Source organism: Flavisolibacter tropicus, from assembly GCF_001644645.1.
Taxonomy (GTDB): domain Bacteria; phylum Bacteroidota; class Bacteroidia; order Chitinophagales; family Chitinophagaceae; genus Flavisolibacter; species Flavisolibacter tropicus.
In genome coordinates this window covers 3,178,036-3,200,290 of record NZ_CP011390.1, presented here as the reverse complement: position 1 = coordinate 3,200,290, position 22,255 = coordinate 3,178,036, and the positions used below count along the sequence as shown (strand labels likewise).

The 22,255-nt window shown below is 43.9% G+C and carries 17 protein-coding genes and 1 tRNA gene; 7 read left to right on the top strand and 11 right to left on the bottom strand.

Annotation, left to right across the window (positions count from 1 at the left end):
- Positions 1–83: 83 nt before the first annotated feature.
- The 3 genes from SY85_RS13555 to SY85_RS13545 all read right to left on the bottom strand — a co-directional run bounded on the left by SY85_RS13555 (position 84) and on the right by SY85_RS13545 (position 6,240).
- Positions 84–698 (bottom strand): hypothetical protein, encoded by a 615-nt coding sequence (locus tag SY85_RS13555; protein WP_066405349.1) that lies wholly within the window; start codon positions 696–698, stop codon positions 84–86.
- 10 nt (positions 699–708) lie between these two features.
- A complete protein-coding gene (locus SY85_RS13550) occupies positions 709–2,538 on the bottom strand; it encodes an RHS repeat-associated core domain-containing protein (protein ID WP_066405347.1) in 1,830 nt (609 codons plus the stop codon).
- Positions 2,539–2,694: 156 nt separating this feature from the next.
- Complete coding sequence (locus SY85_RS13545) at positions 2,695–6,240, bottom strand: WD40 domain-containing protein (RefSeq protein ID WP_066405346.1); 3,546 nt, start codon at positions 6,238–6,240, stop codon at positions 2,695–2,697.
- A gap of 366 nt (positions 6,241–6,606) precedes the next feature.
- On the opposite strand from SY85_RS13545, the gene SY85_RS13540 reads away from it, so the two are divergent.
- From SY85_RS13540 to SY85_RS13530, 5 genes are all read left to right on the top strand, one after another.
- On the top strand, positions 6,607–7,710 hold the full coding sequence (locus tag SY85_RS13540; RefSeq protein WP_066405345.1) for an adenylate/guanylate cyclase domain-containing protein: 1,104 nt from the start codon (positions 6,607–6,609) through the stop codon (positions 7,708–7,710).
- Between the two features lie 370 nt (positions 7,711–8,080).
- Positions 8,081–8,725, top strand: coding sequence for an HAD-IC family P-type ATPase (locus SY85_RS13535; RefSeq protein WP_082886433.1), 645 nt, complete (start codon positions 8,081–8,083; stop codon positions 8,723–8,725).
- A gap of 221 nt (positions 8,726–8,946) precedes the next feature.
- Complete coding sequence (locus SY85_RS25455) at positions 8,947–9,138, top strand: HYC_CC_PP family protein (RefSeq protein WP_148661191.1); 192 nt, start codon at positions 8,947–8,949, stop codon at positions 9,136–9,138.
- Positions 9,075–9,326 (top strand): HYC_CC_PP family protein, encoded by a 252-nt coding sequence (locus tag SY85_RS26260; protein ID WP_472342638.1) that lies wholly within the window; start codon positions 9,075–9,077, stop codon positions 9,324–9,326. Before SY85_RS25455 ends, SY85_RS26260 begins: the two co-directional genes overlap by 64 nt.
- A gap of 90 nt (positions 9,327–9,416) precedes the next feature.
- On the top strand, positions 9,417–12,065 hold the full coding sequence (locus SY85_RS13530) for a TonB-dependent receptor domain-containing protein (RefSeq protein WP_082886431.1): 2,649 nt from the start codon (positions 9,417–9,419) through the stop codon (positions 12,063–12,065).
- A 333-nt stretch (positions 12,066–12,398) separates the two neighbouring features.
- Here SY85_RS13530 and SY85_RS13525 read toward each other — a convergent pair whose 3' ends face one another.
- The 8 genes from SY85_RS13525 to SY85_RS13490 all read right to left on the bottom strand — a co-directional run bounded on the left by SY85_RS13525 (position 12,399) and on the right by SY85_RS13490 (position 17,873).
- On the bottom strand, positions 12,399–12,797 hold the full coding sequence (locus SY85_RS13525; protein WP_226998831.1) for a transposase: 399 nt from the start codon (positions 12,795–12,797) through the stop codon (positions 12,399–12,401).
- Between the two features lie 137 nt (positions 12,798–12,934).
- On the bottom strand, positions 12,935–13,462 hold the full coding sequence (locus tag SY85_RS13520; RefSeq protein WP_148661190.1) for a DUF6252 domain-containing protein: 528 nt from the start codon (positions 13,460–13,462) through the stop codon (positions 12,935–12,937).
- 236 nt (positions 13,463–13,698) lie between these two features.
- Positions 13,699–13,772 (bottom strand) — tRNA-Asn (locus SY85_RS13515).
- A 79-nt stretch (positions 13,773–13,851) separates the two neighbouring features.
- Positions 13,852–14,205 (bottom strand): Rieske (2Fe-2S) protein, encoded by a 354-nt coding sequence (locus SY85_RS13510; protein ID WP_066405335.1) that lies wholly within the window; start codon positions 14,203–14,205, stop codon positions 13,852–13,854.
- 177 nt (positions 14,206–14,382) lie between these two features.
- Positions 14,383–15,573, bottom strand: a complete 1,191-nt coding sequence (gene hflX, locus SY85_RS13505) for a GTPase HflX (protein WP_066405333.1) — start codon at positions 15,571–15,573, stop codon at positions 14,383–14,385.
- Between the two features lie 65 nt (positions 15,574–15,638).
- Positions 15,639–16,367: an outer membrane beta-barrel protein gene (locus SY85_RS13500; RefSeq protein WP_066405332.1), complete on the bottom strand. Its 729-nt coding sequence runs from the start codon at positions 16,365–16,367 to the stop codon at positions 15,639–15,641.
- 85 nt (positions 16,368–16,452) lie between these two features.
- Entirely contained in the window at positions 16,453–17,577 is a 1,125-nt protein-coding gene (locus tag SY85_RS13495) for a glutathionylspermidine synthase family protein (RefSeq protein WP_066405331.1), read from the bottom strand.
- 2 nt (positions 17,578–17,579) lie between these two features.
- Positions 17,580–17,873 carry a hypothetical protein gene (locus tag SY85_RS13490; RefSeq protein ID WP_148661189.1) on the bottom strand — a complete coding sequence of 98 codons (294 nt, stop codon included), beginning with the start codon at positions 17,871–17,873 and terminating at the stop codon, positions 17,580–17,582.
- A gap of 1,121 nt (positions 17,874–18,994) precedes the next feature.
- On the opposite strand from SY85_RS13490, the gene SY85_RS13485 reads away from it, so the two are divergent.
- Both SY85_RS13485 and SY85_RS13480 read left to right on the top strand, forming a co-directional pair.
- Complete coding sequence (locus SY85_RS13485) at positions 18,995–19,753, top strand: nitroreductase family protein (protein WP_066405328.1); 759 nt, start codon at positions 18,995–18,997, stop codon at positions 19,751–19,753.
- A 29-nt stretch (positions 19,754–19,782) separates the two neighbouring features.
- Positions 19,783–21,585, top strand: coding sequence for a thiamine pyrophosphate-binding protein (locus SY85_RS13480; RefSeq protein WP_158512970.1), 1,803 nt, complete (start codon positions 19,783–19,785; stop codon positions 21,583–21,585).
- The last annotated feature ends 670 nt before the right edge of the window (positions 21,586–22,255 follow it).

Here is a 22,255-nt window from a genome sequence, read left to right as displayed (position 1 = left end):
GGAAGGAGTTGGTTCATCTTAGAAATTAAAACAATAAAATGAATTTTATGTTTAGTGAAGTTTTAGAACACAAGACTTTAAAATCAATAAATGCAAATTCCCTCAATATTTTTAATTTTTAAATCATTTGAATGATTTGTGTAATCTATGGCAGCTTTCTTATCAAAATTAAATGCTTCAACTTTACACCCAGTCTTATTACAGTTTTGAGAGAATAATAGTTTGCCTTTCATGTCATAATAATAATAGTTCTCAGCCTCTCCATTTGCTGCATATAGGTAAAGCATATAAATCTTTTGTTCATTTATGCTATCTATAGCTACTCCATTTATTACATATTTTAAAAACCTTCTTTTATCATTTTCTACTAGAACATTACTAAGTGGCACTAGCTTTTTACTTATGACACTATCTTGAACTTTGAAAACCAACTCTTGTTTAATCACACAGGGATATTGTTTAAGCTTCTTACTCTCTGAATATGTTTTAATTGATAATGAATATGATGAATCAGAGGCGATTGAGGTAAAGTAAATAGCTATCGAATCACTATAATTCTCATCATCTGAACTTTGCACAATAATTGACGAATCAACTTTTGACTTTTTATATTTGTTGTCCCCACCTATAGTTTGGTTTTTACACGCTTCCCCCAAAATAGCCACTAAAATTAATATTGAACAGATGCCTTTATTCATTTTATTTTAATTATTTAGGTAATGTTTCGCCTTTTGGCAATGATATATTAGACTTTCCATTTAGCTCGTTTGAAACATTTTTCTTAAACAATTCTTTTAACTTATCCATTGTCATATCCGATGCTTCCTGTCCTCCTCCTGGCAGTGAAGCGAATTGAGTGTTTCCCCATTTGTCTTTAATTAAACGCTTTATAGCAGTGTTTAAATCTCCAGCTTTAATTGGTTCCAAAGCATCGATTCCAGGCGTATTTAATATTCCAAGAACTGCATAATCTTGGCCATTGGGTCCGAAATCTTTAACTAATGGATTAGATTTCTTTTGCGCATTGAATGTAGGCCGTAGCAATTGATATGCACCTGCGGCGGTACCACCTTTTTTTCCTTCATAAGGATGATTTTTATATTCTTCGGGCGCCTCTTCATAGCTCTTATCGGTAAACGTTTTTAATTTACCTTTAATAAAGCCATGCATTGCATTATAAGGTAATGGATCATTTCCATGATTTTCAGTTTGCTTTAATGTACTCAAGAATGCTCTCGTATTTAGTTCTGCATTACTTATACCAACATCTATACTGATCTTATTTAAGTCCACTACAGTTGCACCTTCTTTTCTTCGAAGCAATTGCCAGGCTGTCGCCACATCTTTGGACTGAATTACCCGTACTTGTGTATTATTGTCTCTGGACTTTGCAATAAAATTTCCATCTGCTGCATAATAATATTCTAAGCCATCTAAATCCACACCTGAAATTGGGCTATTTGATGCGAATTGATAAGGCGTTAACATAGGATAATTCTTTGTTATTGGATCCACGCTCAAGAAGCGGCCTAGTGCTGGATTATAAATCCGCATGCCGTAATCCTGGGTGTCCGTTTCTCCATCCTTTTCTTTGCCATTAAAGCCATAGCGGTAGCTGTTGCCCCATTTCCCTTCTGGCATCTCCATCCCGAAGGGATAGTAGTCCTGCTGACTGAGCACATCGGCCTCGTTGCCGGAGGCGGTCGTCACCTTGTGTTCGCTGACCACAGCCAGCACGTTACCCAGGTGGTTGGTCAGCTCGTAGCTGCGCTGGTCAAGGGCGGGATCATACACCCCTAGTCGGGAAGAACCATAGAGGTACTGCTCTTTTTTGGCTGTGCCCTCGTACACGGCCAGCGTATTACCTTGGGCATCGCGGATGTAATAAGTAGTGGTAGTAACCCCGCCAGTAGTCACTGACTTAGCAATGCGGTTACCCGCTGCATCATAGCTGTAAGAAATGGTAGAGCCACCAGCTTTGGTGATACTACGAATCTTGCCATACACCGACCACTGGATGTCCGTAAGACCTTCCTTGACATCGCCAATCAAATTACCAATCTTATCATAGCGGTAATTGCCAACCGCCTGGTTATCGATATCTTCTGTGTAATTATTATCCCCAATGGCATCTGCGACATAAGCGAGTTTATTGGTATTGGGCAGGTAGTTGTATGTCAGTTGGTCCATTTGCAGGGGTTTACCGGCCTGGGTTGTACCATTGCGCAAAAGGCTAAGTATATTGCCATTAGCATCATAGCTATAGCTTTCTTTATAGGGCTCCCCAGCGGAGGCACTACCCCAGGTAGTTGTCGCCGCAGTTAAGTTGTGTTGGCGCATCTCTTTTAACCGGTTTAACTGGTCGTAACCATAGCTGTAGCCCACCGGATCACCGCCCCGGAACTTACTTAACGCCAGTGTGGTAGTTGAAATATTTCCGTTATACAACGGCTTCCCGGCGACATCACTGCCTTGGCTTCCGTAATTTATACCAAAGGCAGACGCACCTGTCCCACCAATGGGTTTGTAATCCTCCAATCGCCTAGGTTCGTGTCTCCACGAAACTATATGGCGCCTGTTGTATGGTTGGTTACCTGAATTGATAGTTATATAACAGTATAGCACCGACGTGTAGTTACAAGTGTGGTTCGTGGGGACACGAACCACGGCTGGGGGGAAAGGGAGCCTAACGCCCTACCACACCTGCCAATCTGCCTGTTTGGTTTCATTGCGGGTAGTAGGCTGTTGTGCACCTTTGGTGAGCTGAGGTACCCGTTGGTTCACATACGCTTTTAACTCACTCACGCTTGCCGTTGGATGTGCTTGCATATACTCTAAAATCGAATAGGTAAACACGCCGTTTTTTAAGTCCCCACGCTCCAAGGCAAACTGGGTGCCACCAGCTGCTGAAATTACCGTAGCTCCGGTAGAACGACCTACATTAACAAAGAGCTGCTGCATCAATTCAAAGGAGTTCTTCATGCCATCTTTCCTGGAATTCAACACTAAGGGTGTGGTGCCTCTTGCTCCCTTGCTCGTAGCGGCCGCTTCATTGGCCTGGGCAATCTTTTGAAATTCTTCTTTATCGACTTCCCCTGAGTGACAGGCATCAATAAGCATAAGCTTTTTACGTGCCGGTATACCATCCAGCAGTGCTTCCAGTTCATCATACGGAAGACCACCTTCTTCTGGTCTGGAAAAGTTTACGTCATAAGTAGACAGGTGATAATCAAAGTCCTTTGATAGCAAGCCGTGACCGGAGTAAGCCACAATGACCTTGTCGTTTACAGCGCTGCTCAACAATTTGGTTTTCAGTGCTGCTATACTTGTAGTAGTTACTGCTTCATTAAATAGCGTATCCATTTGGATTGCAGCACCATACTTTTTCTTAAGACTGATGGCTAAGTCTCTTACATCTTTAACCGAATAATTAAGGTCGTGTTTTGGCTCGTTGAAATGGTCCAGGCCAATACCGATGAAATGCAGCTTTTCTGCCTGCGGGGTTGCAGGCATATAGGCTACTGCTATCGGTAGGCGATAGCTTTCTATTCCGTTTACATTGGTTATTGAGGTCTCTATGTTATTGTTGCCTTCGGAAAGAACAACCGTCAGCAACGTGTCTAAAGAGTGAGATTGTTTTTGTTTCAGGTCAATGCCACGCTGGCCAAATACCGGCACCTCATTGATCCATACATTGAAACGATCAAGGTTGAAATCATTATCGGATGCTTTAATATGCAGTACTAGTTTTTCATTTTTTTGTTCAAACGCTATATCATCCCTGTTTACAAAATCACATTCCGGAACACTGAAACCTTCCCTAAAAGCAGTGGTGTCAATTCCAAGTCTCTTTATCCTTTTCTCCCATGCCTTTCTATAGCTTTTGATAAGGGTAGAATCGGAATTGCCAATTGTCTCCAGTACTTTATCGGGGCGATTATATTTAACATCGAGTTGTTCAAAACTGAGCACCTTTAAATCATTCGTAACATAGTGAAGTAATTTTGCCGCATTTTGGGAAGACTGGTAATAGCCAGAAGGGGTCTGGACAAAATAGTCCATACTGTCAGCTGCAAAAAAAGTATAAAGGAGACCACCTGACTTTAGGTCCCAGCACTTCAATTGATCATCCCTGGAAACGGTATACACAAACTTATCATCCTTATCAGCTGTCGTGCTATATATTTCGTCGGTATGTCCCTTTAATTGGTGTACTAATTTACCGGTTGTTGTTTCATAGATCTCTGCAAGGCTGTTATGATGCGAAATAAGAACATATTCACCCTTTGTACTGAAAGCGGCATTAGAAACAGAGTTCTGTTCATCTCCTATCTTGTAAATAAGTCTGCCTGTTTCGGCCTCCCATAAAATAGCATTCGAACCACGGCCGCCACAGGTGCTTAGTAAATATTTACTATCCGCACTAAAATGCAGCTCTGTTATCACCCATGGATGACCGATTAGTGTATGCAGTAATTTACCCGTGGTGGCCGACCATAACATTACATTTTTATCATCTGAACCCGTGGCGATATACTTACCATCCGGACTGTAGACGACGTTCATAACTTTATTTGTATGACCTGAAAGTGTAAATAATAATTTACCCGTGGCTGTTTCCCAAACCTTTGCCGTTCCATCCCATGAAGTGGTCACAATTTTCTTGTCGTCCGGTGAAAAGCCAATCCTTCCTAACATATCTCTGTGTCCTTTGAGCGTATGCAATAATTTGCCGTTAGCAGCATCCCATATCCGGCAAGCGATAACAGGATCCTTCTCCTTATAGATGAATGTATTGGCCGCTATAAGTGAACCACTATGACTGAAAATACCTTCCGAGTAAGATGCTGAGTCGTTGAGCTGGAGCCTAAATTTTAATTTTCCCGATGCTGTTTCCAGCACCTCCGGACAAGCTGCAAACAGTTTTCCATCATGGCTCAGATTACCGGCGTTAATATCCGAGCTGAAATAAACATTCGATTTTTTGAAGACTGAATAATCAAACGCTTTGATCAGTTTCAAGGTAGAAAGGTCCCATACCCTTGACTCGCCACCATTATCATACGTATTTGTATAGAGCTTTTGCCCTTTATCATCCAGGCAAAGTGATGTAGAATGAAAGGAATGTCCTTTCAGAACGGAAATTGTTTTACCATTAGAAAAATTCCAAACTCTTGCTGTTCTGTCCCAGGATGAAGTAACGACCTTTTTACCGTCAGGTGTGAAAAAGGCCGACATAACATCAGAAAGATGCCCTGCTAGTGTACGCGCCAGCTTTCCGTTTGTCATATCCCAGATACTGGCTGTAGCGTCTGCTGAGGCCGTTACCAGGTACTTGCCATCTGCACTTGGCGAAGACATATATACCTTGTCGCTATGCCCCACCAGGTCATATACAAGATCGCCTGTGCTTGTTTCCCATACTTTGGCAGTATGATCATAAGAAGAAGTGACAAAATACTTTCCTTTATTAATAAAACATGCCGAACGGATCTCATCGGTATGTTTTCGTTGCTCCCTGATTCGTTTTCCTGATTGTGCATCCCAGATAGACAAACTATTATCTTTTGAAGCCGTAATAACATATTTGTCTCCTGGGGAAAAATAAGCGAAGTTCAACGGAAGATTAACGAGCTTGGTTGAATCAGTCAATGTGCGTACCAGCTGTCCTGTTTTAGTATCCCATATTTTAGCCGTAAAATCCCATGAAGCCGTCAGCACATAATCGCCGGTAGTGCTGAAAGAAGCCATTGATACAAAAGATCGATGCCCTTCAAGGGAATGAATCAGCGCCCCGGTTGCAACATTCCAGATCTTTGCGCTCTGGTCAATAGATGCGGATACTGCATACTGACCATCCGGACTGAATTTTACTGAGGCGATCTCCTGTTTGTGTCCCTTCAGATCTTGTAATAAGGCACCGGTAGATACATCCCATATCCTTACTTTTCCATCTTTGGCACCCGTGATGATCTTCGTTCCATCGGGGCTAAACTCAACACTGTTCACTACGCCGGTAAAACCAGTAAATGTATTTAATAGCCTGCCGGTATTTATTTCCCAGAGCTTGGCGGTTTTATCTGAGGAAACGGTGACGACGTATTTTCCATTTGGGCTGATGGACTCAAACTGCACATTATTGGTATGTCCTATTGGTAATACCAACCTTGGTTGTTGTGCAATTAATGTAACGGAGATTATAGAAAGTAACGAAGCGAAAACTGCTTTAATAGGGCTCATTCAGGTGGTAGATTAATGCTGGGGAATTGACAGCCAAAATACTTTTTAAAAAATAATTACCAAATACTTTAATCCACAGCAATAGCTTTATTGTAGGAGGTAGGTTTTTGCAAACCATTTGTCAACTACCTATCCATTTAAAGAAATGGCGTAGCACATTTTTTTTCTTCGCTTTTATGATAGGATAAGCCAGTAGCGGTAAAAGACTGCGGGTATTTCCTAATTAGGGCAGGTATTGTATCTTACGTTAAGATACCATTTTAGTAGAATACCTGCATTTAGTATTGTTGTTGGTGAAGCTACAGTCCAAGAGTTGGAAGGGACATCAACAATGGCGAAAAAATACAACTATTAACTACTCAGTTCATGGCTGAAGAGAATTCCCAAAAAGACGTCAACTATTACGGAAACATCGATTATCATCTTTCCAAATTAAATGAGATCGCAAACCTTGTTGAGGAGCAAAACAAAAGATTCCAGGTAATAGCCAGTTCTAAAAATGATGCGATCATTACATCTGATGAAACCAAAAAAATTGTATTCTGGAATAAAGGAGCAGAATACATATTTGGTTATTCTGCGGAAGAGGCAGTTGGCCAACCTTTGACATTGATTATTCCTCGCGCATTACATCAACGGCATGATGAAGGTATAGAAAGAATGAATCAAAGAAAGGAGCCCCCTGTACTTGGACATGTCCTTGAATTGAACGCTGTAAAGAAGAACGGCGAAGAATTCCCTATTGAACTTACGCTTGGAAGTTGGGATAACGATGGCAAAAGATATTATAGTGGCATTATCCGGGATATATCAGAGAAGAAAAAAGCAGAACTCCTCATTTTAGAAGAAAAGAAAAAGTCAGATGAGTTATTGCTGAACATTTTACCAAAACAGGTGGCCGATGAACTTAAGAGCCAGGGAAAGGCTACCACCAAATTATTTGAGAATGTTTCCATCCTGTTCACCGATTTTCAAGATTTTACACAAATGTCTTCATCCATTTCTCCCACTAAACTTGTGGATGAGCTGAATGAGATATTTGGTCACTTTGACGATATTATGGAACGACTCCAAATGGAAAAGATAGAAACCATTGGGGATGCTTACTTTGCTGCATGTGGAGTGCCGGAAATAAATGAGGACCATGCGTTCCATTGTGTAGAAGCCGCTAAACAAATGTTCAGGTATTTAGAAGAGCGAAACAAAAAGAATGAGCTACAATGGAAAATGCGGGCAGGAATTCATTCTGGCCCCGTTGTAGCCGCCGTTGTTGGTAAAAAGAAATACGCCTATGATCTTTTTGGAGATACTGTAAATACCGCCAGCAGGATGGAAACCAATGGTGAAGTTGGAAAGATCAATATTTCCGAAACCACCTATGAATTAATTAAGGGGAGATACAATTGTATTCCAAGGGGGAAGATAAATGCGAAGGGAAAAGGCGATTTAAATATGTATTTTGTAGAATAAATAAATGGTAACTGCTTAACACATCTTTTTCTGTGTTTTTATCATGGAATGCGCCAGTTTCAAGGTCAACAACGGGGAAAAAACTTGTATGTATTAGAAGTACCTATCTTTTTATATCATTGGGTTTCTTTGTATCCGCCACATGAAAAGTGTACATCTCTTATGCTTTAGTCTTTTTTACGCCTTTGTTGGTGTTGAGGCGAAGGTCATGTGATCAGCCCACCAACAACACAGCTGCAGGTAAATAATTTATAGCTGGAACATCTCGTCATATTTCAGTTGTTGGTGCAGCCGCGGCACAAGGGCTAGGAGGAACACCAACAACGGCGTAAAACTTGGAGGAATACCAACAATGGCGTAAAAATTACCTATACCCACTATTTCAGACATAAGTAATCAGGACATCGAAACTGTTAGTGCCCTCTTAATTGATAATGAGCCAGCTGGCGTTATTACGCTGGCGGATAGCATTCGTGAAACGGCCCCAAATGCGATCACTACCCTCAAACAGATGGGGATTAAATCATTCTTGTTAACAGGGGATAACGAGCGTATTGCAGGAGCTGTTGCTAACAAACTAGGAATGGATGGTTATCTGGCTAATGTACTGCCACATGAAAAGCAGCAAAAGGTTATAGAGTTTCAGGATAAGGGAGAGGTAACAGCCATGACAGGCGATGGGGTAAACGATGCTCCTGCCCTGGCACAAGCAGATGTGGGCATTTCGGTTGGTTCTGGAACGGATGTGGCAGCTGAAACCGCCGATATAGTATTGGTCAACAGTGATCCCAAAGATGTAGTAGAAATGATTGCTTTTGGACGCGCTACGTATCGAAAGATGATCCAAAACCTGGTATGGGCGGTGGGATATAACATAGTTGCCATTCCGCTAGCTGCTGGTGTCTTGTACCCCCCCCACTTTACCTTAAGTCCTGCCATGGGTGCCGTATTAATGAGTTTAAGTACAATCGTGGTTGCTTTTAATGCCCAACTATTAAGAACAAGCTTTAGGTAAGAATTTGCTTTTGTAAAACACCATAAAACCGTTGAAAAGTTCTACTGCAATTGTTATAACCGTAAGAAATTTGCTTTTACAAACTAATAAAAACGATCTGTATGAAATGGGTAAAGAAGATCATATTGTTTCTGATGCCTAAGAAAAGTTGTTGTAAATAAACTTTAGACTGATCCAAGTCATGCACTGCTAAATTGGTCTGTCTTAACTTTGAAGAAGAAATGAAAAAGCTACTTACCCTATTTGTAATACTGGTGTACGGAGTTGCTTCTGCGGGAGCGACGCTTCATCTGCATTATTGCTGCGGTAAGTTGGATAAGATTTCGTTTTCTGCGGCGCATAATAAAGACTGCCCCAAAAAGACGGCGCTTTCAAGCGCTGTTGCGACAGTAAACAGCTGGAATTCAAAATAAAATCCGATCAGGAACCTGGGACTAAATGGATCACTGTACATAAAGATCTCACCTCAACTGTCCAAGCAGCAGCGTGTTACTTGTTGATTCCTACCCAGAAGATTCCAGTCAACGAGTATGCGACAGGCCCACCACTGGTTGTCTCGCCTGTACCATTATTTATCAAAAACTGCGTTTATCGAATTTGATTGAAGTGATTGACTTTATGAACCATCACGTACCCAATGTTGTACGTGACAGCTCCAGTATTATATTCAATCACTCAAATTCATTTTTTCATGAAATCCATTATATGGTCACTTCTGTTGGGAAGTGTATTCCTACTTTTCTCAACAAATGCCTCCGCGCAGGATGTGACTAAAACCCCTCAAACTGATTCTACTGTAACTTTTAAAGTCTTTGGTGTGTGTGAGATGTGTAAACACCGCATCGAAGAGGCTGCAAAAGGTAAAGGTGTAAAAACTGCGGCGTGGAATGTGGATTCCAAGCTACTTACACTCACCCTTGATCCATTACGTGTTACGCTGGATAAAGTTCATAACCGTATCGCAGCTGCTGGCCACGATACCTACCTGAAAAAAGCTAGCGATGCGGTATATAATTCTCTCCCCGCTTGCTGCCGTTATCGGGAGATAGAAAGAATGGAGGATATGACCACACAAAACACTTCTGTTACCCTCCAGAGCAGTTCTTTAACCACGGTACCAGATAGTGTTTTCAACTCAATTAAAGCTTACCCGACAAGTCAGCACACCATTGTGGGTGTAGTGCTGGAGGAAGACCAGAAAGGGGGCTTTAAGCCCTTGGTAGGAGCCAGCGTAATCTGGCTGGGCACAACTATTGGGACGGCCACCGATTCTGCGGGTGTATTTACCATTGCAAACACAGCCAACAGTAGTCGGCTGGTAGTCAGCTACGCAGGGTATCAACCCGATACGCTAGCAGTAGTGCCGACTAAGGAGTTAAAGATCATCTTAGCCCAAGGCAAACAACTCAATGAAGTAAAAGTAACAGCGGGCGGAAGGCCAGCTACCTACATTAACGCTTACGATCCGTTCCGCACCGCTATCATGACCAGAAAGGAGCTGTTAAAAGCGGCTTGCTGTAACCTAAGCGAAAGCTTTGAAACCAACCCTTCGGTGGATGTATCCTACAATGATGCAGTGACTGGCTCCAAGCAAATCCAGCTGCTAGGCCTGTCGGGTAATTACACCCAGTTGACGGTGGAAAACCTTCCGGGCCCCAGGGGACTGGCCACCTCGCAAGGCCTTAATTCCATTCCTGGTACCTGGATCGAGTCCATCCAGTTGATCAAGGGAATAGGATCGGTAGCCAACGGGTTTGAAAGCATTGCAGGACAAATCAACTTGGAACTAAAAAAGCCTGTTACCAGTGAACGGCTCTTTGCCAACGTATATGTAAACGACTTCGGCAAAACCGATCTCAACCTGAATCTCACGCAAAAGGTGGGAAAGAAGTGGGCTACTACGTTGCTACTCCATGATGCATTTTTGAAAAATAAGTCCCTTGACTTCAATGGCGATGGCTTTAAGGATCTGCCTACAGGGAATCTGTTTAGTGCGGTCAACCGCTGGAGTTATGACAACAATAAAGGACTGATGACTCAATTTGGAGTTAAGATGCTGGAGGATCAGAAAACAGGTGGTCAGGTGACCTTTGATCCTTCCAAGCACAAGTTGACCACGGATGTATATGGTCTGGGAATTAACACCAGCCGTATAGAAGCCTTTGGAAAGATCGGTTATGTGTTTCCTGAAAAGAAGTACAAAAGCATTGGCCTACAGCTTTCTGCGTTCAATCATGACCAAGATTCTTACTTTGGGTTAACCACTTATAACGGTGAACAACAGAACTTTTATTCCAACCTCATTTACCAATCCATCATCGGTAATAGCCAACATAAGTTTAGAACAGGGTTGAGCTTTGTCTCCGACCAATACAAAGAACAATTTAACGGGATAAACTACAACCGTAGGGAAACGGTTCCTGGTGGCTTTTTTGAGTACACGTACAGTCCGTTGGATAGGTTAGATGTTGTAGCTGGCATCCGTGAGGATTATAACAACTTGTACGGCTGGTTTACAACACCAAGACTCAACATAAGGTATGAACCCATTAAAGGAACAACGATACGCGGTAGTATAGGTCGAGGCCAGCGCACGGCCAACATTTTTGCCGAAAACAACAGTGTGTTGGTGAGTGCACGAACTGTCAACATTTTGCCGGCCACTGTGGGTAAAGCCTATGGGTTAAATCCAGAGGTAGCCTGGAACAAAGGCATCAGTGTGGACCAAAAGTTCAAACTGTTTAACCGAAACAGCTCGTTAAGTGTAGAGTACTTCCGCAACGATTTCCAAGATCAGGTAGTGGTGGATCTGGAAGATCCCAGAACAGTATCCTTTTACAACTTAAATGGGAAATCCTTTTCCAATAGCTTTCAAACAGAGCTGACAGTAGAACCTTTACGCAAGCTTAATGTGCGGCTAGCGTACCGTTATTTTGATGTAAACACAACCTTTAGCGGTAGTCTGTTGGAAAGGCCATTCACGGCTAAGAACCGCGGTTTTGCCAATATAGGATATGAAATCAATGGGTGGAAGCTGGATTACACCGTGAACTACAATGGAAGGAAAAGAATCCCTTCCACTGCTAGCAATCCAGTTGCATATCAACTTGATGTTTCTTCACCAGCTTATGTACTCATGAATGCCCAGGTTAGCAAAACACTGGGTAAAAACAGTAATGTGGACTTGTACTTGGGTGGAGAGAATCTGACCAACTACTTTCAAAAGGACGTAATAATTTCAGCGGACCAACCATTTAGCCCTTATTTTGATGCATCTATGATCTGGGGGCCAGTTATTGGACGTATGTTCTATGGAGGTATACGGTATAGTTTAAAATAATAAAAATGAAAAGCCTGTTTCAAGCAGGCTTTTCATTTTTTTCCGCCGTTGTTGGTGTTCCTCTTAGCACTTGTGTGGCAGCTGCACCAACAACACATAACTTCTGTATAGCGCTGATATAGTAATCCTTCCTGCCACTTCAGTTTTTGTAATGGGTGAGAAAGCCCCAGTTATCGATACCCGTTTCATAAAAATGAGCGGACGAAAAGTGATAAGCTTCCGACAGGCTGCACAGCCCTGCCCGAACGGGGAATTGATAGTTATATAACAGTATAGCACCGACGTGTAATTACATGTGTGGTTCGTGGGGACACGAACCATGGCTGGGGGCTTCTATGTCAGGACATTTTCTCTTCGCAGTTCCACGGACAAGGCATTGCGTTCCCAAAGCTGGTAGTGGCGGTCGCGTGCCTGTACTTTAAAGTGTTCCAAGACCTCAGGATGGTTTAGCAACAGGTCTTGTTTGATTTGCTGGCCGGTGAACTTTAGGAAATCTCTTTGTACATCTTGTGGTCGGTGGCCGCCCTTCATTTGCCAGATTAGATGCAAGTGGCTATTCATGATGACGAATCCATAAATTCTCACGCGGTTATTGTCTACTAAAAACCGCATGCTTTTCACTACCAGATTTTTGTATTTGTCGGGCTGGAGTAATCGCTTCCACTCCAAGCAGGTAGCGGTAAAAAACTGCGGGTATTCAGTAAGTAGGGTAGCCATAGTATCTTCAGCCAAGATACTATTTTAGTAAAATACCTATACTTGGTAGTTGTTGTTGGTGCAGCCGCGTCACAAGGGCTAGGAGAAACACCAACAACGGCGTAAAAATTTATCTTACCCTACGAATAGCAAGGTAAACCTGGCTGTAGCAATTATAAGTTTCCTATAAAGCTCCCATTGGTAATGACCGCTTCTTCGCCAAGACTATTTTTTGCCCGGGCGGTGAAAGTGCCTTCAATGCGTTTGGTATTGATTACGGTTATAGTAACGCTTCCTTTCGCTGTTGCAGAAGGATATATGGTTGTGAAACTATTACTGAGGCCTGTGCCATTAAGGTCGTTGTTATATGACAATGAACCTTCTCCATTACCTACTACTACTGAACTTGCTGTTATCGGGTAGGTTCCGGGCGCCGTAACAATAGGTATATGCATAAATAGGGTCCTGTTCGCTGAATCTTGTGCGTTGATATGGTATTCGGATGCACCAGGATATGTAGGATTTATTTTTACTGCCTCACCGGAAACAGTAAATGTAAAGGGGGCTGTGTTGGGTAATTGAATGGTTGCAGAGACTTTATTAGAACTCTTATCCGAAGGTTTGTTATCATCTTTTCCGCAAGCAATCAGAAAGCAATTCAATAGAAGCAGGGCGTATATAGCAGTCTGTTTGAAGACCATGGCCATGGTTTCTTAAATATAAAAATTCCTTATCGGTTATTGAAGTGTTTTCTTGTCATTTCTTTTTCGCTGAATCTCCTTTTTGCTATTGGTGTTCTTCTTGGCTCTTGTGCGGTAGCCGCACCAACAACTGAAATAAGACAAGGCTTTCCACAAAGAAGATATTAGTGCAGGTCTTTTCTTGAGAAGTCGCAAAAACAAAAAAGCCTCGGTATCACTACCAAGGCTTTTTTCTGCTCCCCCTGTTGGACTTGAACCAACGACCCTCTGATTAACAGTCAGATGCTCTAACCAACTGAGCTAAGGAGGAATTTCCCGTTTTGGGATGGCAAAAATAGGGGAAACCTCTTTTACTTGTTCATTTTCAACAAAAAAAATCAAAAGATTTTTTAGAAAAGTTTCCAGCCTCCAGCCTCTAGTCCCACAAACACGCCTTCTTCCCTTACTTCCACCGGCCAATGCTTTAAATAATAGCCCTCACCACTCACATTGCGGCCGTTCTTTACACAAAACTTATAGCGGTGACGTGGACATAGTACGTTGCCCGCATTGTCAATAATACCCTCTTTAAAAAAGCCACCTGCATGCGGACATTTCTGTGCAAACGCAAACAGGTTCCCATCATATTTACCAATACAAACCATTTTGCCATCCGCATCGGCCTCTATTACTTGTTTTTCATCAATGCCTAGTTCTTCCACCGATAGGGCAACGCGAACCCAGTTCCTCTTTTTAAAATCCATGTGTGTTTTTGTAGTTTACGAGTTCACCTGTTTACAAGTTCACCCGTTGAAAACGGAGAGCGATTGAACAAGTGAGACGTGAAAGGAAAGCTGCAAGCTACAAGCTTTAAGCTACAAGCGAAACAGCCTGGCGTCTCTTCTTCCTAATCCCTTCATCTCCCCAAATCCCGGTTCAGACTAGTAGAAGAATGCCGTCTTATACGGATATCGGATCTTATACATTTCGCGCACCTTTTCAAGGATAGCGGTGCGCAGGTCATCAATATGCGTGCGCTCCAGGGCCGATATGAAAATGGCATTGCCTTGTGTGGCATCCTGCCAGCGCTCCTTCAGGTCTTTTAAGATTTCTTCCTTGGTGCTTTCTTCCAACCACTCGTCAAACGTGTGTTTGATGTACAGATCCATCTTGTTGAAAATTGTTAGAACAGGCTTGTCAAAAGCTTTCAGTTCCTGTAAGGTTTTATTTACCACACCAATCTGGTCTTCATAATTAGCATGCGCTATGTCCACTACATGAAGTAGTATATCTGCTTCACGCACTTCATCCAGTGTGCTCTTAAAGCTTTCAACCAGATGGTGAGGTAACTTGCGGATGAATCCAACTGTATCACTTAACAGGAAGGGCGTGTTCTCGTATACGATCTTGCGCGTGGTGGTATCCAGTGTGGCAAAGAGTTTGTTCTCCGCCAGCACATCGCTCTTACTTAAGAGGTTCATGATGGTGCTCTTGCCTACGTTTGTATAACCTACCAGTGCCACACGGATAAACTCGCCGCGGTCTTTACGTTGGGTAAAGGCCTGCTTGTCTATTTCGGCCAAGCGCTTGCGCAATAGCGAGATCTTGTCGCGCACAATACGACGGTCGGTTTCAATCTCGGTTTCACCCGGACCTCTTGTACCAATACCTCCACCCAAACGCTCCAGGTGCTTCCACATACCGCGCAGGCGGGGAAGAATGTATTGGTATTGCGCCAGTTCTACCTGGGCTTTGGCTTGCGCCGTTTTGGCCCGGCGGGCAAAAATGTCCAGGATCAGATCGGACCGGTCAATGGTCTTGGTATTGGTTTCCTTTTCGATATTGGAGATTTGTGCACCCGATAGCTCATCATCAAATATGAGCATGCTGACGTCGTGCAGCTTCGCATATTCCGCTATTTCCTGCAGCTTTCCTTTTCCTACAAAGGTGCGACTGTCAGGATGAGCCAGTTTTTGCATGAACTTCTTTATCGTTACTGCGCCGGCCGTTTCGGCTAAGAAAGCCAGCTCGTCAAGATATTCCTTTACCTGGTGCTCGGTTTGGTCTTTTTGAATTACGCCAACCAGTACCGCCCGTTCTTCGTGTTTTACTATATTCTTTTTCTCGATCATAATGTGGTGCAAAATTAAAAAGCGAACCCTTACGAGTTCGCTTTAAAAATTAAGCCATAATTTCTTTATAGGCCACTTAAGGTAAGTCCTATAGAAAATGGACGTATATCAGGGGCTACGCCCTCTTTAAATAAAGTAGTGAACTGGTAAGAGCCAAACAGGCTCAGCGGGCCATAACCCAGGCGAGCAGTGGCCGCAATACGGTTCTTGTTGAAGAAGGTCTTACTCTTCTCCTTCATTGTATAGCTGTTGATGGTATTACCGGCTTTGTTTTCCAGGTTCTTTCCTTTTACCATAGCGCTCATTAATAAGCCTGCTTTAACACCCAGTGCCGCTTTAAAGCTATGCTTGTTGTCGTCGGGGCGAGCTGTAAAACGCAATTCTACAGGTGCTTCCAGGTAAACAGTAGACAGTTTATATTTTTTGAAACTATTGGTATCAGCCAAATTTTTAAATACCAGGGAAGAGGTGATGTCTTTGATACCAACACTTGTTTCTTTAAAGTACATGTTGTCGCTACCAATACCGGCTCCTATAGCTGCACTCCACTGCGGACTGGTTTTAAAAGGGAAATCAAACAGGAAATAAACATTACCTGTACGGGGAAAGCCACTGGTGTTAATAGAGTCCGGTGTACCATTCCAGCCCAGGTAACCAAATTGAAGCATAAAATGATCGCCGGAACGCGGCATGTTTTTATGACTTATCATGTTGCTGCGAGACGCTGAATCAGTTTGCGCCATAACACTGCCTGCTGCGATGATAGCTAAAACAAAAAGAAAAACTCTTCTCATAGTATTTGTTGATGCGGCAAAAGTATTGGTATTCAGTCAACCAAACGTTAACAAGCCTTTAAAAGAACTATAAAAGCTGTGCCGATTATCGGGGCACAAAGTAATGGGGACAAAACAAGCTGGTGTTGCCGGTAATTAAACCACTGGATTCGCGTATGCCCATGCCCGCAGGTACACCACCAATCAGCCAGCTGCCAATAACAGGTGTTTGCCCATTGTGTTTGGGAATGGGAAAATATTCCTGGAAAATATATCCCTCCTCACCATACTCACCACTGGTTTCTTCCAGCACCACATTTTTATGCACGATCATGGCGTTGGCGCCTTCGCGGCTATACACCGGTTTGCGTACATAGCTGTCCGATAGGGGCTGGCCGTACGCACAGGGAAGAATATAGGGCGAGTTGGGGAAAAGATCATGCAGGTATTTAAGCACCATCTTGTTGCTCAGGATGGCTTTGTAGGGCGGCTCTATCCAATTCATGCCATATTGGTTAATGGCCAGGTAGCGGCCAAACTCCTCGCCAAACATCCACTCCCAAGGATAGAGTTTAAAGATATTGCGCATGATCTCGCCTTGCGGGGTACAAAACAGTTCGCGGTCATCCACACCCACTTCATTTATGTAGAGGAAGGCGGTGTCAATGCCTGTCTGCTGGGCCACATCCTCCAGGTACTTGGTGGTAATAAAATCCTCTTCACTGTCATGCGAGCAGGCAAAGAATAGTTTGCCGGGTAGAAAATATTCCTGGCACACCTTCATGTGGGCCATCAACTTTTCATGAATAGAGTTGAACTGGTCCAGTGCTTTGTTATGCTCCTGCAGCCAGTACCATTGAATCACGCTGGCTTCCAGTAGGGAGGTAGGCGTGTCTGCATTAAACTCCAATAGCTTAATGTTCTTGCCATCATAGGCCAGGTCCATACGGCCGTAAAAAGAAATGGCATCTTCTTTCCACGAGTGCGTGATCAACTCGGCGTAGGCTTTGGGAATAAAGAACTGATCCCACAGCTGGTGTTGAATCACATGCTCCACCACAGCCAGGCACATATCAAAGATTTCTGCGGTAGCACTTTCCAGTTGGTCTACTTCATCGGCCGAAAACTCATAGGCTGCCGTTTCGTTATAATAATCCTTATAAAAAACAAAGCCTTGCTCTTGCACGGTTGTCTGCCAGTGCGGTCGTGGGGTAATAGAAAGTCTTTTCATGTTTAACTGCCGAAGGAGCCGGATCTGCCAAACCCTCCTGTACGGACGGTGCTGGAGCGAAAGCCGGGGTTAACAATATCGTGTGCGCTGGCGCCATTGTATCGGCCGGGGTTAATGCGGCCGCCATAGATAGGGTACCAGAAGCCACCATAGTAGCGGTAGTGGCCACTGCTGGTAGCGGTGTCACGCACCTGGCCGTTTTCATCGCCGGTGATCCATTGATCTTCCTTGTCGTTGCAGGCAGCAATAGCCAGCGCCAATACAGATGTCAATACTATAGAAGACGATTTTTTCATGTTGATCAGCGATAAAGATACCTTAATTCGGAATGGGAGAAGGGAGGCCAGGCGCTGTATGAAGTAAGCTACACGCTTCAAGCTGCACGCTGCATGCAAAACAGCCGATTTGAATATTGAACAAGGAACAAGGAATGATGAAGGAAGAAGTGGAGGAAATGTTCAATGCTCAATTTTCAATGAGCAATGTTCATTAGAGAGGAGAGAAGAAGGATGAGTGGGAGTGGTTTTGTATCTTTAGGGCTCTTCTCTTTGGGGCATTTCTAGCCTTTCTTATTAGACTTTTTTACTATTTCTACGGGGGGGTCATAGACTGATATACGGTAGTGGTACGGGTTAGGTAGGGCCGAAGGATCGGCCGAGATACGGGTGAGATACGGGTGAGATACGGGTGAACCTACAGGCTACCCACAGGTTACTATGACGTTACTATGGCTTTACTAGGAAGCTACCATGAAGGAACCATGGAGCAGCAGTGGAGGATGGACTGGCTGAACCGGGATTTGGGGAGGTTTTGGGATTAGGAGAAAGGGCTAGGTGGTCATTAGGGTACGTGTCTTTGTGTGTTTTGGCTATTCTTTTGGTGTGAGATCGGATGCTTCCTTCCCTTCGACTGTGCTCAGGGTAAACTAGCTCAGGATCGAGTTCAGGATGACAGCGGAGAGAATTTACAATAGCAGTCCGACTTTATTTGTGAATCACTGAGATCCCTCAATGCGTTCGGGATGACAAAGGCCCGCAGCGTTATGATTAGCAATCGGGATGAAAGCTGAAGTTGAAACAAGAAACCAGAAACTTGAAACCGGAAACGATATCTGCGCCATTTGCGGGCCACCTTTTCTCTGTGACCCTTCTTTTTCTTGTGTTTCTGTGGTTTCTCTCTCTATGCGTGCTCTGCGAGCCACCTGATTTCAAACCTCACACTTCAAATCTCAAATACCGGCGAGATATATAACAAAAAAGCGTCTCGCAATAGATACCAGTTTAATTACAGTTGTGTATAAACGTTTGGCAGTTTATGCCGGCTTCGCTAGGAGTGGGCTTAGGGTTTTTCTTCTTTTGGTAACGGCTGGTAGCCACTGAATTATTCAGCCCATTTTAAACCACAAACACCACCACCAATGACTGCATCAGAAACGATTCGTGCGCGGGCGTCTGTACGCCATTTTATGAATACGCCTATTCCTGATTCCATTGTACAGGCCATTATTGACGATGCCTCCTGGGCGCCATCGGCCGGCAATATGCAGCCTTGGCGGGTAGCGGTATTAAGTGAAAAGGCGTCGCAGCAGTTTCGCGACCGGTATGAGGCATTGGGTTGGGAGTCGGTATTGCCATCGCTGCGTGTAGCACTGTTAAGCCATGCCAGCAGTCATCAAAAAACTTCGTGGGAGGTGAACCAGCAGGTAATGCAAACGTATCAGCAGCAGGTAGTGGTAAAAGGCACGCCACGGGTCATTGCTATTTATTACGACAAGCCTACGCTCAAGGAATTTAACCAGTTATCACTGGCGGCCTTGTCGCTTTTCTGGCACCGCATGGGTGCGGTGAAGTCGCCGGTAAAGAAACTGGCTGCTTTTATACAGCTGGCTTTGCGTAGCCGGCGCGATTACCGGGTGGCGCAAAACGCGGTGAAAGCCTCATTGGCCAATTTTACTTATGGACTGACGCTGGCCGCTAAACAACGCGGGGTAGACTCCTGTATTCAGTTTTCCTACAACCATGCCTTTCCCTGGCTGCGTAAAGACCTGAAGCTGTCGCGTAAACAAAAACTGTTTGGAGTGGTGCTGATAGGCGTATCCAGCAAGCCGGCAGGGCTGGAGGGTGTTAACTCCCGCAATAGACGTTCGGTAGCTATTCAATGGCTGCCAACACTATAACCATTCATTCCTTTTTTATTTCAATAACAATGATGCATACCTATAAAGACCTACAAAACATAACGGTAGCTGAACTAGTGATCAAATATTTGGAGCTGGAGGGTGTGGAATATGTATTTGGTATACCCGGCGGTTACATTCATCCTTTTTTAAAACTGTTGCGAGAGCACCCAAGCATTCGGTTTATCATCAGTAGGCATGAAGAAGGGGCGGCCTTTATGGCCGATGGCTATGCCCGCACTAGCGGTAAGCTAGGCGTGGTATTTTCTACGGCAGGCCCCGGTGCTACCAATGCCCTGACGGGGCTGGTAAGTGCGCACACCGATGGCGTGCCGCTGTTGCTTATAACGGGACAAACAGCTACTGATACTGCCGGCAAAGGCGCTATTCAGGACAGTATAGATATGGGCGTGAACATTACAGATGTATTGGGTAGGGCCTGTGGGTTTAGTGAAACGGCCGTGAGTGCCGCTAATTTCCCTTTGTTGTTTTCGCGTGCGTTACAAACGGCGTTTGCCAGTCCGCGGCAGGCAGTGCATCTGTCTATTCCACTCAATATTGCATCGGCAACTATTAGCCACGTACTATTTCCAGAACAGCGGGTATATGACAGCTATTTGCAGCCAAAGCCATTGTTGGTGGAAGCTATAGTTTATGATGTTTATCAACTGTTGCAGGAAGCTGAAAGGCCAGTTATTCTATTGGGTGCTGGTTGCCGGGAGGCCTTTAAAAATGTGGAGTTGGCAGCCCAGTTTGAAGCGTTTGCGCATTCATACGGCATTGGTGTAATAACCAGTCCTAAGGGTAAGGGATTGTTTCCCGAGTCTACGCTGGCCTCGCTAGGTGTATTTGGAATGGGAGCTTCCCGCTATAGTGAAACCTATTTTGAAGAGGCCGCGCCTGATGTGGTGTTGGTGTTGGGCAGTTCGCTAAACGAGTGGGCTACTGGCCGCTGGAGCGAGGCGTTGCAAGCAACACAGGCATTTATACATGTAGATCTAAATGCAAAGGTGATAGGGCGTGCATACCGGACAACACATCGCTTACAAACAGACATTGAAAGCTTTTTAACGGGCTTGTTCTCTATAGAGGAAAGAGTGGGAAATATGTATCCACAACGGACCGGCGAGCGCCTGTTGCAGTTGCAGCTATTTAAGAACCGGTGTTTACCATTTGACGATGCTGACAAACTGGAGGCGGACTGTGTACCGCTGAAACCTCAATCTATATTTCACCAGTTAAGCCACCTGGCTAAAGACAATGCCTATTCCTTTTTTGTGGATATGGGTAATTGTACCGGTTACTTCTCGCATTTTATGCAGCTAGAGGCGCCCGCCAAAGCCTATGTGCCTTGTGGTTTTTCCTCTATGGGCTGGGCCAGTGGCGCCGTCATTGGCGGGCAATTGGGAAGTACTGATACCACTTGTATCTGTGTTACTGGTGATGGTGCTTTTTTAATGAATGGGGTGGAGCTGCAAGTGGCGGCCCGCTATAGCGTAGGCGTGGTGTACATCGTGTTGTACGACAACTTTTATGGTATGGTGCATCATGGTGAAATGACGGTGGCCAACCAGTTTGATAAGATGGATGATCCTTATTATGACCTTGGAGCGCCTGACCTGGTGCAGTTTGCTGAATCGCTGGGTGCAACAGCTTATGCTGTTACCCAACCGGGTGCGTTTGAACAACTGTTGCCAGAAGCTTGTGCAAACGCACGCTTAGAAAAGAAGCCACAAGTGTTGGTAGTATCGATCGATCACCGCGAGAAGCCGCCGTTGGGTAACCGGTTTAAGTCCTTGTCTAAGCAGTTGATCGCGGATTGTTTGGATTAGTGTGATTAACAGGATTAGAGACTTATTGTTCTTCGTTGCCTTGCTTCTTCTATCTTTTCCACTTTTTCCTTGATGCACAAGCGCAGGCCGCCGGTCAACCTGAGGCGGTGAGCACCTATGCACAACAAGACTCCGCTACTTTAATTAGGGCTTGCGATAGGCTGGTTCATTTGAAGTGTATCCTCCCTTTTTCTATATGTAATGTACTCCTGACTTTCAGCCTCCTATTCAGAAAATCTCCAACATACAAATAATCCCAAAAGGCATATTGGTCAAGTGTTTTTAGTAATTCGTCCACTTTAAAAAAATGCTCACTCGCCATTGTAGGAACTTAAGCGCGCAAATGAATTTCTAAAACATTCAATTGAATGTTTTATACAATTGAATTGAATGTCACCGCTTCTACTTTATGGAAACTGTCATAATGATCCCCGCCATATTTTACCATAAATCAGTAATGCCAAAGGATATGCTATAGTAAATGAATTCGATTTGAGTCATGCGTTTCAAAATTTCAAACTATAAAGCACTGTTGGATAAGGTAAAAGCTGAATACAATAATGGCAAAGCGTAATCAATGGATTTAAAAAATCTTTACCTCTAATAAAATAGTAGGCTGGTTAGGCCGTAAGTATGTGCATTTGGTGTTTTTCTCATCGTGTAAAAGGGT